Genomic DNA, 14819 nt, shown 5'->3' with positions numbered 1-14819 from the left:
ACCATTGCGCGCCATACCTCTATTTTCGCTTCTGTTGGGTGGCTGGTGCGTTATCCCAGCCTATGCCGGTGAAGCTCAGGACTGGCTTAATCGTCTGAGTCAGGCCGAGCAACAGCAAAGCTTCCAGGGCACTTTCGTTTACGAGCGTAACGGTAGTTTTTCTACCCATAGCATCTGGCATCGTGTCCAGGATGGCAAAGTCCGCGAGCGGTTACTCCAGCTCGATGGGTCGGCACAGGAAGTCCTGCGCATTGATGGACGTACTCAATGCGTAAGCGGCTCCTTGATCGCTGGGGTGGGGAATACGCCTGAAGGCACGGCACGTGCGCTCGATCCGCAAAAACTCAAGAATTGGTATGATCTTGCCGTCATTGGCAAGTCGCGCGTGGCCGGGCGCCCTGCGGTGATTGTGGCGCTGACACCCAAGGACCAGCATCGTTATGGTTTCGAACTGCATCTGGACCGAGAGACCGGCCTGCCGCTCAAGTCTCTGTTGCTCAATGACAAGGGCCAGTTGCTGGAGCGTTTTCAGTTCACACGCTTGAATATCACGGCACCGTCCGACGCTGATCTGCAAACCACTGCCGAATGCAAGGTAGTAGCGCAGACCCCAGCTAAAAGTGCCATGGCGAAAACTGCATGGCGTTCGGACTGGCTTCCACCGGGCTTCGAACTGACCAGCAGTGCGATGAGAAAGGATCCGGAAACCAACGTTCAGGTCAATAGCCTGATGTACGATGATGGCTTGGCTCGTTTCTCGGTGTTTCTGGAACCGTTGAACGGCGCGACTGTCACCGACACGCGTACGCAGCTCGGCCCGACAGCAGCTGTTTCGCGTCGACTCACGACGCCCCAGGGCGAAATGATGGTCACGGTGGTCGGCGAAATTCCCATCGGCACAGCGGAACGGATCGCGCTCTCCATGCGTTCCGATGCCACGGCGATTCAATAGCTGCCAGGGTGGTTCGATTGGGCAAGAGGCTTACAGCGCCGGGACTTGATCGAAATGCCGAAACTTTCTGTCAGCATTTTCATTTGCAAAACTTCAATTTTTTTTCTATAGGTCAGAGCCGCTCGGCTCTGGCCTTGCCTGTTTGCGGAACAAAAATACCGGCGTATCTTCCCCTGGTATTTCTTGCTCCATATCGCTTAACCACGCTCGTCGTAACGGGAGCCGTATGTCGATACCACGCTTGAAAACCTATCTTTCCATCTTTGCCACTGTGCTTGTGCTCGGTCAGGCCGTTCCCGCTATGGCGGTCGAATTGCCTGACTTCACTGAGCTGGTCGAGCAAGCCTCGCCTGCGGTGGTGAACATCAGTACCACCCAGAAACTGCCGGAACGCAGGGTGATGGATCAGCAGATGCCGGACCTGGAAGGTTTGCCGCCGATGTTGCGCGAGTTCTTCGAGCGCGGGATGCCGCAACCGCGTTCGCCTGGCGGTGGTCGTCAGCGTGAAGCGCAGTCCCTGGGCTCGGGTTTCATTATTTCGCCCGACGGTTACATCCTGACCAATAACCACGTGATTGCCGATGCCGACGAGATCCTGGTGCGCCTGGCAGACCGCAGTGAGCTCAAGGCCAAGCTGATCGGCACTGACCCGCGTTCTGACGTGGCGTTGCTGAAGATCGAAGGGAAAGATCTGCCCGTGCTCAAGCTGGGCAAATCCCAGAACCTGAAAGCCGGCCAGTGGGTCGTGGCCATCGGTTCGCCGTTTGGCTTCGACCATACCGTAACCCAGGGCATCGTCAGCGCCATCGGTCGCAGCCTGCCAAACGAAAACTACGTGCCGTTCATCCAGACCGACGTGCCGATCAACCCAGGCAACTCCGGTGGGCCGCTGTTCAACCTCGACGGTGAAGTCGTGGGGATCAACTCCCAGATATATACCCGTTCGGGCGGCTTCATGGGCGTGTCCTTCGCGATTCCGATCGACGTCGCCATGGACGTGTCCAATCAGCTGAAAACCGAAGGCAAGGTCAGCCGCGGCTGGTTGGGCGTGGTCATTCAGGAAGTGAACAAGGACCTGGCCGAGTCGTTCGGCCTGGAGAAACCAGCCGGTGCGCTGGTGGCGCAGATTCAGGATGGTGGTCCGGCTGCCAAGGGTGGCCTGCAAGTGGGCGACGTGATCCTGAGCATGAATGGCCAGCCGATCGTCATGTCCGCTGACTTGCCACATCTGGTGGGCGCCCTCAAGGCCGGTTCCAAGGCTAATCTGGAAGTGATTCGCGAAGGCAAGCGCACAAACGTCGAATTGACCGTCGGCGCCATCCCTGAGGAAGGCAAGGAGCTGGACTCGCTGGCCAAGTCAGGCGTGGAACGTAGCAGCAATCGTCTGGGCGTGGCTGTGGCGGAGCTTACGCCAGAGCAAAAACGGACCCTGGAGCTGCAAGGTGGTGTAGTGATCAAGGAGGTGCAGGAGGGTCCTGCGGCCATGATCGGCTTGCAACCAGGCGACATCATCACTCACCTGAACAACCAGGCAATCGGTTCGGCCAAGGAGTTCACCGACATCGCCAAGGCGTTGCCGAAGAATCGTTCAGTCTCGATGCGGGTTCTGCGTCAGGGCCGTGCGAGTTTCATTACCTTCAAGCTGGCCGAGTGATCGCTTAGCTGTCCCCAAAAAAAACCGCCTCGAAAGAGGCGGTTTTTTTGTGTCCGAAAAGACTCAGCCCATCATGTCCTTGACCATGCGCTCCTGCTCCATGAGCTCGCGCTGCCTGGCGTCGATGCGTGACGACAGCGGGAAATTGCTGCCGGCGCGCCGTTTGGCGAAGTCCAGTTGCTGGATGGCCTGCCGGTAGTCGCCCACCAGGGCGAAGTATTCGGCGCGGGCCTGGTGCAGGCCGATGATGTTGCCCGACAGTCCGCGGGTCTCTGCCACCATGTACCAGACATCCGGATCGTCCGGACGAGTCTTGAGCAGGTTCTCCAGAGCCTTCTCGGCGTCGGCGGGGCGGTTCTGCTTGAGCAGCAAGTCGACGCGCACCTGATTCAGCGGATAGTTGCCCGGGTACTGGGTCAGCATCCGGTCGACGCGAGCCTGAGCGTCTGGCAGCTTGTTGCTGGTGATATCCAGATCGACCTGGGCCAGGTTATAGATGATCTCGTTGGGCGATTTGGCCAGTAGCTGCTTGAGGTTTTCCCGGGCCTCATTCAGCTGGCCACCCTTGATCTGCGCGATCGCCAAGCCATAGCGGGCCACGTCGTTCTTCGGATTTTCATCCAGCTGCGCCCGGAAACGCTTGGCGCCCAGCCCCGGAGTTTCTTCGTAGATCAACTTGACCCGTGCACGAATCAATTGATAACGCATGCTGTCCTCGATGCCACCTGGCCTTGCCTGTTCGGCGCGGTTGCGGGTGTCGGCGATTCGGGATTCAGTCACCGGGTGAGTCAGCAGGAATTCAGGGGGCCTGGCGTCGAAACGGTACTGGCGCATCAGCCGTTCGAACATGGTCGGCATGGACCGCGGATCATAGCCGGCCTTTTCCAGGTTCTGGATGCCGATGCGGTCGGCTTCCTGTTCGTTCTGGCGAGAGAAACGTCGTTGTTCCTGGATGGCTGCTGCCTGGGTGCCGGCAATGGCCGCGATCCCGGCGTCACCCCCACCGGCGGCGGCGATCACAATGCCGGCCAGCAGCGCTGCCATCATCGGCACCTGCATGCGTTGTTGAGCTTCGACGCCCCGGGCAAAGTGGCGTTGTGACAAGTGTGCCAGTTCGTGGGCCATGACCGAGGCGTATTCACCTTCGGTCTGCGCATTGAGGAACAGTCCACCGTTGACCCCGACGATTCCGCCGGGTGCGGCGAAAGCGTTGAGCTGCGGGCTGTTGATCAGGATGAACTCCAGGCGTCGGTCGTTGACCTGGCTGGTCTCCACCAGTTTGTAAACGCTGGACTCGACGTAGTCCTTGAGCTGTGGATCGTTGAGCTGTGAGACCTGACTGCGCAGCAAGGCCAGCCAGGCGCGACCCAACTGGTGCTCCTGTTGCGGCGAGACGATGGCAGAACTGGCGTCGCCAAGTGACGGCAGGTCGTCGGCGAAGCCCGGTGAGGCAAGCAGGCAAGCGAGCGTCAGCAGGGTGGGGCGCAGAAATGTCATGCACGAAGCCTTAGTCGACAAAGACTCTACTGTAGCCGGACACCAGGCCCGGGACCAGATATTCTAAGTCGCTCAACGACCTGCTGCGGAGTGAACCGATGACCGATGCTGTAGCCCCCGATGCCGAACTGGACGCCAGCGGCCTGAATTGTCCGTTACCACTGCTCAAGGCCAAGCTGGAACTCAATCGCCTGGCCAGCGGCGCCGTGCTCAAGGTGACCGCAACGGATGCGGGCTCCCAGCGCGATTTCCGCACCTTTGCCCGACTGGCCGGTCATACGCTGCTGCGTGAAGAAGACGACAACGGCGTCTACCGTTACTGGCTGAAGAAAGCTTGAAAATCAACAGCGGCCCTTAAGGATTTTTAATGTTCAAAGTGTTACGCGACTGGATCCAGCGCTACTTCTCCGACGAAGAGGCGGTGGTGCTGGCAGTGTTGCTGTTCCTGGCCTTCACGGCAGTCCTCACGCTGGGCGGCATGCTCGCGCCGGTGCTGGCAGGGATGGTGCTGGCGTACCTGATGCAGGGGCTGGTCACGACACTGGAACGGATGCGGCTGCCTGGCGCCATGGCGGTAGGGCTGGTGTTCGCCCTGTTCATGGGGGTGTTGGTGGTGTTCGTCGTCGTGATCATGCCGCTGCTCTGGCATCAGTTGGTGACCTTGTTCAACGAATTGCCCGGGATGCTCGTCAAATGGCAGTCGCTGTTGTTGCTGTTGCCGGAGCGCTATCCGCATCTGGTGTCCGATGAACAGGTACTGCAGGCCATAGAGGTGGTGCGCGGCCAGATCGGCAAGTTCGGCCAGTGGGCGCTGACGTTTTCTTTGTCCAGCCTGCCGCTTCTGGTGAACATCATGATCTACCTGGTGCTGGTGCCGATCCTGGTGTTTTTCTTTCTCAAGGATCGGGAAATGATCGGGCGCTGGGTCCGTGGCTATCTGCCTCGCGAGCGGGCGCTGATCACCCGGGTGGCCCAGGAAATGAATCGCCAGATCGCCAACTACATTCGCGGAAAAGTCATCGAGATTTTCATCTGCGGCGGCGTGACCTACATCGGCTTCGTGGCCCTGGGGCTCAATTACGCGGCATTGCTGGCGCTGCTGGTGGGCATTTCGGTGGTGGTGCCGTATGTCGGGACCGTGGTGGTGACCGTGCCCGTGGCGTTGATCGCGCTGTTCCAATGGGGGTGGAGCGATCAGTTCATCTATCTGATGGCCGTCTACGGGATCATCCAGGCGCTTGATGGCAACGTGCTGGTGCCGCTGCTGTTCTCCGAGGCGGTGAACCTGCATCCGGTGGTGATCATCTGCGCGGTATTGCTGTTTGGCGGGCTGTGGGGGTTTTGGGGCGTGTTCTTTGCCATTCCCCTGGCAACACTGTTCAAGGCTGTGCTGGATGCGTGGCCGAGCCGTGAGCCGGTTGTGGCGCCGTTGCTGTAGCAGCCGCTACTTATCCGGCGAGGCGGGTGGCCTCATCGCGAGCAGGCTCGCTCCCACAGGGGATTTGTTAACGCCGAAAATCCAGTGTGGGAGCGAGCCTGCTCGCGATAGCGCCAGAACAGGCAACAAAAAACTTCAGGCCTTGTTCAGAGCCTGCGCCGCCGCCAACACCGCATCCACATGCCCCGGCACCTTCACGCCGCGCCATTCCTGGCGTAGCACGCCATCTTTGTCGATCAGGAACGTGCTGCGATCAACGCCCAGGTATTCCTTGCCGTAGAGCTTTTTCAGCTTGATCACGTCGAACAGCTGGCAGACGGCTTCGTCCTTGTCGCTGATCAGCTCGAACGGAAACTCCTGCTTGCACTTGAAGTTCTCGTGGGACTTGAGGCTATCGCGCGATACGCCGAACACTTCGGTGTTGGCAGCCTGGAACTGGGCGTACTGGTCACGAAAACCCTGGCCTTCGGTGGTACACCCCGGGGTGCTGTCCTTGGGATAGAAGTAAATCACCACCTGCTTGCCTTTAAGGGCCGCGAGGCTGACGGTGTGCCCGCTGGTGGCGGGCGCCTGGAAATCGGTAACCGGTTGGTCGATGGCAACGGCCATGAACGCTTCCTTACATTGGGTTTTGGGGGCGCCACGGTTCGATCAGGGCATCGAGGTTCATCGCGTCGGCGAAATCCAGGAACTGATCGCGCAGCCAACTGATCTGGGTGCCGGCCGGCAGTGTCACGGTGAACGTGGCATTGAGCATGGTGCCGCCTGTCTGCGGGGCCTGGTAGGTGTCGCAGGTCAGGTTTTCCAGCTCGACATGGTGGTCCATGAAGAACTGGCACAGCTCGTTGATGATGTCCGGGCGATAGGCCGAACTCACATACGCCACGTAGGGCAGGGCCTGGGGGCGGTTCTCCAGGGCGGCGCTGCGCACCACGTTGACGGTGAAGGCGTGTTTCTTGGCCAGCACCGGCAGGCTCGCTTCCAGGCGGGCCAGGGCGTCCCAGCTGCCGGAAATCTCAAGCACGAGCGCACTGCATTCGCCATGACGGGTCAGGCGTGAAGTTACGACGGCGCAGCGATTTTCATGGCTGGCGCGGCACAGGACGTTAGTCAGCTCCATGGGGTTGGCGCCAAGGGCACTGATAACAAGGAATTGTTCGCGGACTGTGGGGGTGGACATGCAGCATTCCTAAAGCGATGAGCGGTCGGCACTTTTGCAGCTCGGCACGGCGACAGACCGGGATAAACGAACGACTCAAGCCCTGTGCCTGGGGTTGCGCTGCATTCCGGGACGGCGGGAATGCGGCAGGACAAACGCAGGAATGGGGCTTGTGGCGACGAATAACGGAGGCTGGGAACCGGCGTATGAGCTTATCGGTACCGATCAAAGCCTGAAGGGTAGCGAAAACCATCGCCAAGGGGAATGGTAGTTCGCTTGTACAAGCATCTTGGCGCCAGTACCATTACCGCTCTCTTTTTCCGGCAGGAGCGGTTTCATGATTGCGGGCAGTATGGTGGCACTGGTCACACCCATGGATGCACAAGGGCGTCTTGACTGGGCCAGCCTCAGCAAACTCGTGGACTTCCACCTTGAAAACGGCACCCATGCCATTGTCGCCGTCGGTACCACTGGCGAATCGGCAACCCTCGATGTCAACGAGCACATCGAAGTCATCCGTGCCGTGGTCAAGCAGGTAGCCGGGAAGATTCCGGTGATCGCCGGTACCGGCGCCAATTCGACCCGCGAAGCCGTCGAGCTGACCCGCAACGCCAAGGAAGCCGGTGCCGACGCGTGCCTGCTGGTCGTGCCGTACTACAACAAGCCAACCCAGGAAGGCTTGTACCAGCACTTCAAGCACATTGCCGAAGCGGTCGACATCCCGCAGATCCTCTACAACGTTCCCGGCCGCACCTCCTGCGACATGCAGGCCGAGACCGTGATTCGCCTCTCCACCGTGCCGAACATCATCGGTATCAAGGAAGCCACCGGCGACCTGGACCGCGCCAAGGCCATCCTCGCTGGCGTGAGTGATGACTTCATCGTGCTGTCCGGCGATGATCCGACCGCGGTCGAGCTGATCCTGCTGGGTGGCAAGGGCAATATCTCCGTCACCGCCAACGTCGCTCCGCGCGAAATGGCCGACCTGTGCGAGGCTGCGCTCAAGGGCGACGCCGAGACCGCGCGGGCAATCAACGAAAAACTGATGCCGTTGCACAAGGATCTGTTCATCGAAGCCAACCCGATTCCGGTGAAGTGGGCTTTGGTTGAAATGGGCCTGATGCATCAAGGCATCCGCCTGCCGCTCACCTGGCTGAGCGAAGCCTGTCACGAACCGCTTCGGCAGGCCATGCGCCAGTCGGGCGTCCTGGTTTAATTGAGGAAGTACAACGCATGAAGCGAATGGCCGGACTTTCCGCACTTGCCTTGATTATCTCCAGCACCAGTGGCTGCGGATGGGTCTGGGGCCCGGAAGGTTACTTCCGCGACCGTGGTAGCGATTACCTGGAAGCGCAACAGACTGCACCGATGCAACTGCCTCCCGATGTCAATGTCGCCAAACGTCTGGATCCGCTGTTGCCGATCCCGCGTAATGTGGCCGACGACAGCGTCAAGGGTGAATACATCGTCCCCCGTCCGCAGCCGCTGTCGGCCATGGCCGATGCCAGCGACTACACCCTGCAGAAGAGTGGCGATTCAAGCTGGGTCATGGCTCAGCATCCACCGGCCGAAGTCTGGCCCGTGGCGATCCAGTTCTTCCAGGACAACGGTTTCCGCCTGGACGAGCAGCGCCCGCAAACGGGCGAATTCACCACGACCTGGCAACGTGCCGATGAGCTGTCCGCCGCCATGGCCAAGCGCCTGAGCGCCGCCGGTGTCGGTGCCGACAGCGAAAGCCGCGTGCGGGTTCGCATCGAGCCGGGCGTGCAGCGCAACACCAGTGAAATCTACGTGGTCAGCGCTGAACGCCCTGCCGGCAGCACCGCTGATGTGGCCTTCACCAACCGTTCGGTCAACACCGGCCTGGACGCTGCGCTGGTGGACGACATGCTCGCCAGCATGAGCCGTACCGCAGAACAGGGCGGTTCGGTTTCGATGCTTGCATCCCGGGACTTCGACGTCCCGAGCCGCGTCAGCCTGAGCGAAGACGGCAGCGGCAACCCGGTGCTCAACGTCGGCTCCGACCTGGATCGCGCCTGGTCGAGCGTAGGTCGTGCGCTGGAACAAGGTGAGTGGCGGGTTGAAGACATCAACCGCAGCCTGGGCCTGTACTACATCAACCTCGCCGAAAAGGCCGAGAAGAAAGATGAGAAGCCTGGCTTCTTCAGCGGTCTGTTCGGCAGCGCGCCGGACAAGGAAGAAATTGAAGCCCGTGCCGAGCGTTATCAGGTTCGCCTGAGCAAGGTGGGTGACAACGTTCAGGTGACCGTCGAGAAAAACATCAACACCGTGGCGCCGGCCGATGTGGCCCGCAAGGTATTGAGCGTGATTCAGGACAACCTGGGCTGATCCGATGCGTTTTGCCGTTCTCGGCAGCGGTAGCCAAGGGAACGGCACGCTGATAGCCAGCGCCGGCACGTATGTGCTGGTCGATTGTGGTTTCTCTTTGCGAGAAACCGAGAAACGCCTGTTGCGCCTGGGGGTGCACCCGGCGCAATTGAGCGCGATACTCGTAACCCACGAACATGCCGACCACGTGCATGGCGTGGGTTTGCTGTCTCGGCGCTACAATCTGCCGGTGTACCTGAGCCGTGGAACACTGGAGGGGCTGCGTAAGCCCATCGAACCTGCTGGCTTCGTCGCCGGTGGCGAGCAACTGCGCATTGGTGCTCTAGAAGTCAGTGTGGTCAGCGTGGCGCACGACGCCCGGGAGCCAACGCAGTATGTGTTCAGCGACGGTGAGCGGCGCTTTGGGTTGCTGACCGACCTGGGTTCGTATTGCGACAGGGTGATGGACAGCTACCGGGATCTCGATGCATTGATGATCGAGTCCAACCATTGCCGTGACATGCTGGCGCGCGGGTACTACCCGTACTTTCTCAAGCAGCGGGTAGGCGGGGAACACGGACATTTGAACAACCACCAGGCGGCGTTCCTGGTGGCCGAGTTGGGCTGGCAAGGCCTGCAACACCTGGTCCTGGCCCATCTGAGCAGCAAGAACAACCTGCCGCAGCTGGCCCGGCAATGTTTCGTCGACACCCTAGGGTGCGACCCGGACTGGCTGCAACTGGCCGATCAAGATTCAGGGCTCGACTGGCGACATATCGCCTAGCCCATCTACTTAGCAAGCGGAGCCCATCATGGAAAAACGTGAAGAACTCTACCGCGGCAAAGCCAAATCGGTTTACAAGACCGACGACGCAGACCGCTTGATCCTGCTGTTTCGCAACGACACCTCGGCGTTCGACGGCAAGCGCATCGAACAGCTGGACCGCAAGGGCATGGTGAACAACAAGTTCAACGCCTTCATCATGCAGAAGCTCGAAGCTGCTGGTGTGCCGACTCAGTTCGACAAGTTGCTGGGCGACAACGAATGCCTGGTCAAGAAGCTGGACATGATCCCGGTCGAATGCGTCGTGCGTAACTACGCCGCCGGCAGTCTGGTCAAGCGTCTGGGTGTGGAAGAGGGCATGAAGCTCAACCCATACACCTTCGAGCTGTTCCTGAAGGACGACGCCAAGGGCGACCCGTTCATCAACGAATCCCACGTTGTGGCGTTCGGTTGGGGCACCGCCGAGCAACTGGCGCGCATGAAGGAGTTGTCCCTCAAGGTCAACGAGGTGCTGACCAAGCTGTTCGACGACGCCGGCCTGCTGCTGGTGGACTTCAAGCTTGAATTCGGCGTATTCAGCGATGGCTCCATCGTCCTGGGTGACGAATTCAGCCCGGACGGCTGCCGCCTCTGGGACAAGGACACCAAGAAAAAGATGGACAAGGACCGCTTCCGCCAGGGTCTGGGTGATGTCATCGAAGCCTACGAAGAAGTTGCCCAGCGTCTGGGCGTACCGCTGTAATCGACGCAAGCATCTGATAGCACGGAAAAAATTTCGCCCGGGGGTTCGCTTCCGGCGAATGTGCTGGTATGATGCGCGCCACTGGAGAGATGCCGGAGTGGCCGAACGGGACGGATTCGAAATCCGTTGTACTGGCGACAGTACCTAGGGTTCAAATCCCTATCTCTCCGCCATTATTGAATACGACTAAGCCCCTGAAATGGTTGAACATTTCAGGGGCTTTTTCGTTTCTGGGGGTAGGGCATTTTTAGGGCCAAAAGGCTCGCTATGATGTCGTCCGATGCTAAAGGTCCGAGGGCTGGTCAAATACTCATGGTGAGCCATTTTTGATTAGAGCTATGCGGCGTCACTCATCTAGGTCGGGAAAAATGATTTTTCCTACGATCCAAGGTTCCACAATGTCGCTATGAACCGTACGTAAAAACGATCCCCATTCCTTCCGATTGTGAGCATCTGGTCCAATGATCGTCAGCATTAGGTACGCATCTTTGAAATCATCATAGGCATAGATAAGCCAGAAGTCGTTGTCAGGGTCTTCTGTTAGGGCTGTGCGGTAGTACTGGCGGCCGATTTGAGTCCAACGAGCTTGTGTTTCTGCAGTGCTCGCCAAATGGATGTGACACATATCGCTCAGATCGAGCTGTTCATCTCTGCCAAAGATAGCCGGAAGCTCGCCGCACACCTTGTAGTTATAAAAGTGTGCGGCAATATTTTTCCAGTTCTGTGTTTGTTCAAAAAGTGCGGAAATTTTAACGGCTGGCATCCACGCCTACTTTGTAATAGGAAGCTTGCCAGTGATTACAAAATTATCGAACACTTTCTGACCATCACGTGCAGCTTGTCGAACGTCAAGAAATGTCAGCTCTTCGTGAGTGACTTTTCTGCGCGCTTTCTCGACTTTTTTTGTGGTAGCCATCGGAGCCTCCGAGGTGTGTGTATTCATGCTGATCAGCTTATGTGATTAATCGAGTCCGGGCAAACCGGAGGGTTTCAGTGTCATCGAACCATGCTCGTTTCGACGAAATGGGCCCCGTCAGGGGCCCTTTGAACTAGGCCGGCTCTGCATCCAATCGTCGGGCTATGACATCGAGCACGTCACAGCCATCTCTCAAGGGGATACAGCACAGCTGTGCAAAGTCCTGAAGGATTACCGAGTCGCTGGGAATGTCCCCGCGCATTGCGAGGTTCTCTAAAAGCTGGGTAACTGCGCGAATTCTATAGCCCGCCGTGTCAAGCAGTATGTGCAAAGGCGCGGAGGTATCGACGAAGAGGGGTTGATCGTCGGCATTACTGGTAAGAGCCATGTATCTATTCATTTTTTAAATTCCATTTGATTGAGGACCTTCTTAATCGTCGCCAAACGAATAAGGTGGTAGCTGTACGCGGGTTGGCGAACCGGACAAATAGAAAAACCGGCAGATCCGAAGATCTCCCACGCACAGCTACCGAAAAGCAGCATATTGCGCACGGTAGCGTTCCGCAATCCGCGAGAGGTTCCTGCATATTTGTCATGGGTCGCCAAACCCAAGCCGCTCCTACGAACGACGCTTGGACTATAGGGCCCTTCTGTAGAAATCATCAATCAGACGATGAGTCAGAAAATTCCCTGAATTATGTGGCCGGGAAATGTCAGAAAAGTCCCCGCAGCAATTGCGTCTCCCGACCTTTTTTCGATCCCGGCCAACCCCCTCCACGACCTGCATAACCACAGTGTCTTCCAGGCCGAAAGCTTTGTGTCAATCAGACTAATGGTCTATAGCTCAAGGCATGCCTGCCGATAAGAAGGCTAACCCCCATAGAAGGAGTGCCCCCCATGATGCGGTTCTTTGCCGACCTGGGCTTTCGCTGGAAAATTACCCTGCCGATTGCTTTTCTGGCGCTGTTGTTGGTGTTGATGGGGTGGTCGGGGATGCGAGGCATCGACCAGGTGACGGCGTCCAGCACACAGCTGACCAAGCGTTACTTGCCGGCCATCAGCTTGCTGCTCAATGCCGATCGCGATCTTTACCAGGCTTTTGTTGCCGAGCGTAGTCTGCTCGATGGTCATGCGGACGAGCATCTGACAGCGCTGAGCGCCAGTCATGAGGAGAATGCGAAGCAGGCTTATGATCGCGTGCAGCAATATGCGGCGATGCAGCCCGATGCCGAGGCACAGGTGTTGGTCAGTCAGTTCAATGACGCTTTTGTAAAGTGGAAGCAGGTTTCGAGACGAGTAATTGAGCTGTCCGTGGGGGATAGGGAGGCGGCCAGCAAACTGAGTTTTGGTGACAGCGAACGCCTGTTCGAGGCCATGCGTGATCCCATCGACAAGCTTGGCGAGCTGGAAGACCAGGCGTCCCACCGCGAGGGAGATGCGGCGATAGAAAATGGCGAGAAAGTGGGGGTGTATCAGGGCGCCATTCTGTTGATCGGTCTGCTTGGCTGCATTCTGGTCGTTGTTGCCTTGCCAATGGTCGTGCTGCGTCCTATGCGTCGCTTGCTCAGCCGCGTCGAGCAGATTGCGGAGGGTGGCGGTGATTTGAAGGCGCGTCTTGAGGTTCGTTCGGCTGACGAGTTGGGCCAGCTCGGCAGCGCGTTCAACCGCTTTCTCGACAAACTGCAGCCGCTGATTGCCGAGGTGGGCCGGGTGACCGGGGAGGTCGATGCCGCAGCTCGCGCCATGGCCAGCATGGCCGCGACCAATGACCAACTGATCAGCAGCGAGCATGCGGCACTCGATCAGGTCAGCACCGCCGCGACCCAGATGAGCGCCGCCGTGCATGAAGTCGCCCACAACGCGCTGAATGCTTCGGATGCTGCACAACAGGCCACCAGTCAGTCCCGTGACGGTGCCGACGTTGTCAGCAGCACCATCGAATCGATCCGCCAACTGGCCCAGGAAGTGGAAAGCGCGTCGGGAACCATCGAGGCCTTGGCCCAGGAAACTTCCAGTATCGGCGCGGTCCTCGAGGTGATCCGTGGCATCGCTGAACAGACCAACCTGCTTGCACTGAACGCCGCCATCGAGGCTGCGCGAGCCGGCGAGCAAGGCCGCGGTTTTGCGGTCGTGGCTGACGAAGTCAGGGCGCTGGCGGCGCGGACCCAGGATTCGACCAAGGATATACAGGTCCGTATCGAGCGCTTGCAGTCGGGGGTCGCCAAGGCCGTTCAAGCGATGCAGGTCGGTAGCACCAAGGCCCGTGACAGCGTCGAGCGTGCGGCGAGTGTCGATCAGGTGCTCAGCGGCACGGGCGGTTCCATACAGCGGATCAACGATATGGCCGCGCAGATCGCCAACGCTTGCGAAGAGCAGAGCAGTGTCACTGAGGAAATCGCCCGCAACATCTCCGACATCCGCGACCTGTCCAACGAAGCGGCGCAGAACTCTGCCCAGAGCATGCATGCCAGCCAGCAGCTTTCCGGGCTGTCGAGGACATTGGCGGAGTTGACCGGCCGTTTTCGCACCTGAGTCCAGGCGCGATGGTGGCCACCCTCCCAGCCGTGGCGGCGCTCACCGGCGAGCGCTTGCGAGCCCTGCATCAGGACGGTTTCGTCCTGATGCCTGCGGTGTTGAGCAGCGCGCAAATCACCGACCTGCGCCGTGCAATCGATCGCCTCAAGCCTCAGCACTGGGACTACAGCGGCGTGATCGATCACTACAAATGCGTGTTCAATCGCGATCCGTTCTGGTTGCCGTTTCTCGATATGGAAGGGGTGATCGAGCTGGCCGAGGCGGCTCTGGGGGATGATTGCCACATCATTGGGCAGACAGCCTGGCGTTGCCACCCCGGTTTTGTCGGCGCCCCGTTGCACCTGGATTACCTGGCAATGGCATTGCCACCACAGCTTCTGGCCGATCCAGCTTTCGAGTTGCCGATGCAGATTTGCACCGCGCAATTTTACCTCGACGACATCAATGCCGACCTGAGCCCCACCCGCGTCATTCCTGGCAGTCATCGGGCGGGGCGGGCGCCCGTGGCGGGCGAAACGCAATGGCAAGGGCGCGTCGCGCAACCGGTGTTGTGTCGAGCGGGTGATGTGCTGGTGCTGCGTAGCGAGTTGTGGCATGCCGGCAGCGAGAACCGCAGCGTCGATCGTTCACGTTATATGCTGCAGGTTCACTATGGCCGGCGGATGATCGCGCAGAAGTTCTCGCCTTATCTGTACTGGCAATTCAACCCTGCTGTGCTGGCCGCCGCGACACCTCGCCAACGGCGCCTGTTGGGCGATCACCAGGAGGCTGAGTACGATTGACCTCCTGGCATCGGTTACGTCACGGGGCGAGG

The 14819-nt window shown here is 59.1% G+C and carries 15 protein-coding genes, 1 tRNA gene and 1 pseudogene; 12 read left to right on the top strand and 5 right to left on the bottom strand.

What is annotated here, in order from left to right:
* The first annotated feature begins 4 nt into the window (after nucleotides 1-4).
* Both HQ912_RS20840 and HQ912_RS20835 read left to right on the top strand, forming a co-directional pair.
* Entirely contained in the window at nucleotides 5-952 is a 948-nt protein-coding gene (locus HQ912_RS20840; protein WP_047227971.1) for a MucB/RseB C-terminal domain-containing protein, read from the top strand.
* Between the two features lie 226 nt (nucleotides 953-1178).
* Nucleotides 1179-2606, top strand: a complete 1428-nt coding sequence (locus tag HQ912_RS20835; protein ID WP_076385959.1) for a DegQ family serine endoprotease — start codon at nucleotides 1179-1181, stop codon at nucleotides 2604-2606.
* 63 nt (nucleotides 2607-2669) lie between these two features.
* Here HQ912_RS20835 and HQ912_RS20830 read toward each other — a convergent pair whose 3' ends face one another.
* Nucleotides 2670-4103, bottom strand: a complete 1434-nt coding sequence (locus HQ912_RS20830; protein WP_076385958.1) for a M48 family metalloprotease — start codon at nucleotides 4101-4103, stop codon at nucleotides 2670-2672.
* Nucleotides 4104-4201: 98 nt separating this feature from the next.
* On the opposite strand from HQ912_RS20830, the gene HQ912_RS20825 reads away from it, so the two are divergent.
* Nucleotides 4202-4441 (top strand): sulfurtransferase TusA family protein, encoded by a 240-nt coding sequence (locus tag HQ912_RS20825; protein ID WP_047227968.1) that lies wholly within the window; start codon nucleotides 4202-4204, stop codon nucleotides 4439-4441.
* Nucleotides 4442-4470: 29 nt separating this feature from the next.
* The gene (locus HQ912_RS20820) at nucleotides 4471-5541 is read left to right on the top strand and encodes an AI-2E family transporter (RefSeq protein WP_047227967.1); all 1071 of its coding nucleotides are present in this window, start codon (nucleotides 4471-4473) and stop codon (nucleotides 5539-5541) included.
* 135 nt (nucleotides 5542-5676) lie between these two features.
* Here the strand turns inward: HQ912_RS20820 and HQ912_RS20815 are convergent, their stop codons facing one another.
* Nucleotides 5677-6150 (bottom strand): peroxiredoxin, encoded by a 474-nt coding sequence (locus HQ912_RS20815; RefSeq protein ID WP_047227966.1) that lies wholly within the window; start codon nucleotides 6148-6150, stop codon nucleotides 5677-5679.
* A gap of 10 nt (nucleotides 6151-6160) precedes the next feature.
* The gene (locus HQ912_RS20810; protein WP_047227965.1) at nucleotides 6161-6721 is read right to left on the bottom strand and encodes a glycine cleavage system protein R; all 561 of its coding nucleotides are present in this window, start codon (nucleotides 6719-6721) and stop codon (nucleotides 6161-6163) included.
* 316 nt (nucleotides 6722-7037) lie between these two features.
* On the opposite strand from HQ912_RS20810, the gene dapA reads away from it, so the two are divergent.
* The 5 genes from dapA to HQ912_RS20785 all read left to right on the top strand — a co-directional run bounded on the left by dapA (nucleotide 7038) and on the right by HQ912_RS20785 (nucleotide 10727).
* Complete coding sequence (gene dapA / locus HQ912_RS20805) at nucleotides 7038-7916, top strand: 4-hydroxy-tetrahydrodipicolinate synthase (protein WP_047227964.1); 879 nt, start codon at nucleotides 7038-7040, stop codon at nucleotides 7914-7916.
* Nucleotides 7917-7933: 17 nt separating this feature from the next.
* On the top strand, nucleotides 7934-9049 hold the full coding sequence (gene bamC / locus HQ912_RS20800) for an outer membrane protein assembly factor BamC (RefSeq protein WP_047227963.1): 1116 nt from the start codon (nucleotides 7934-7936) through the stop codon (nucleotides 9047-9049).
* Nucleotides 9050-9053: 4 nt separating this feature from the next.
* Nucleotides 9054-9812 (top strand): MBL fold metallo-hydrolase, encoded by a 759-nt coding sequence (locus HQ912_RS20795; RefSeq protein ID WP_047227962.1) that lies wholly within the window; start codon nucleotides 9054-9056, stop codon nucleotides 9810-9812.
* Between the two features lie 28 nt (nucleotides 9813-9840).
* A complete protein-coding gene (gene purC, locus HQ912_RS20790; protein ID WP_025212375.1) occupies nucleotides 9841-10554 on the top strand; it encodes a phosphoribosylaminoimidazolesuccinocarboxamide synthase in 714 nt (237 codons plus the stop codon).
* 83 nt (nucleotides 10555-10637) lie between these two features.
* A tRNA-Ser gene (locus HQ912_RS20785) sits at nucleotides 10638-10727 on the top strand.
* Nucleotides 10728-10900: 173 nt separating this feature from the next.
* On the opposite strand, the gene HQ912_RS20780 is transcribed toward HQ912_RS20785, so the two are convergent.
* Entirely contained in the window at nucleotides 10901-11317 is a 417-nt protein-coding gene (locus tag HQ912_RS20780; protein ID WP_047227961.1) for a type II toxin-antitoxin system YafO family toxin, read from the bottom strand.
* A 286-nt stretch (nucleotides 11318-11603) separates the two neighbouring features.
* A complete protein-coding gene (locus HQ912_RS27905) occupies nucleotides 11604-11870 on the bottom strand; it encodes a hypothetical protein (RefSeq protein WP_047227960.1) in 267 nt (88 codons plus the stop codon).
* 497 nt (nucleotides 11871-12367) lie between these two features.
* On the opposite strand from HQ912_RS27905, the pseudogene HQ912_RS28175 reads away from it, so the two are divergent.
* From HQ912_RS28175 to HQ912_RS20770, 3 genes and pseudogenes are all read left to right on the top strand, one after another.
* Nucleotides 12368-13144 (top strand): annotated as a pseudogene (locus HQ912_RS28175) (MCP four helix bundle domain-containing protein); the annotation flags it as partial.
* 69 nt (nucleotides 13145-13213) lie between these two features.
* Nucleotides 13214-14002: a methyl-accepting chemotaxis protein gene (locus tag HQ912_RS28170; protein ID WP_371516575.1), complete on the top strand. Its 789-nt coding sequence runs from the start codon at nucleotides 13214-13216 to the stop codon at nucleotides 14000-14002.
* An 11-nt stretch (nucleotides 14003-14013) separates the two neighbouring features.
* Nucleotides 14014-14787 carry a phytanoyl-CoA dioxygenase family protein gene (locus HQ912_RS20770; RefSeq protein WP_173407248.1) on the top strand — a complete coding sequence of 258 codons (774 nt, stop codon included), beginning with the start codon at nucleotides 14014-14016 and terminating at the stop codon, nucleotides 14785-14787.
* Nucleotides 14788-14819: the final 32 nt, after the last annotated feature.

The organism is Pseudomonas sp. MPDS (assembly GCF_013283895.1).
GTDB lineage: Bacteria > Pseudomonadota > Gammaproteobacteria > Pseudomonadales > Pseudomonadaceae > Aquipseudomonas > Aquipseudomonas rhizophila.
Note: the sequence above shows the minus strand (reverse complement) of the source record. Positions and strands in the feature narration are given on the sequence as shown.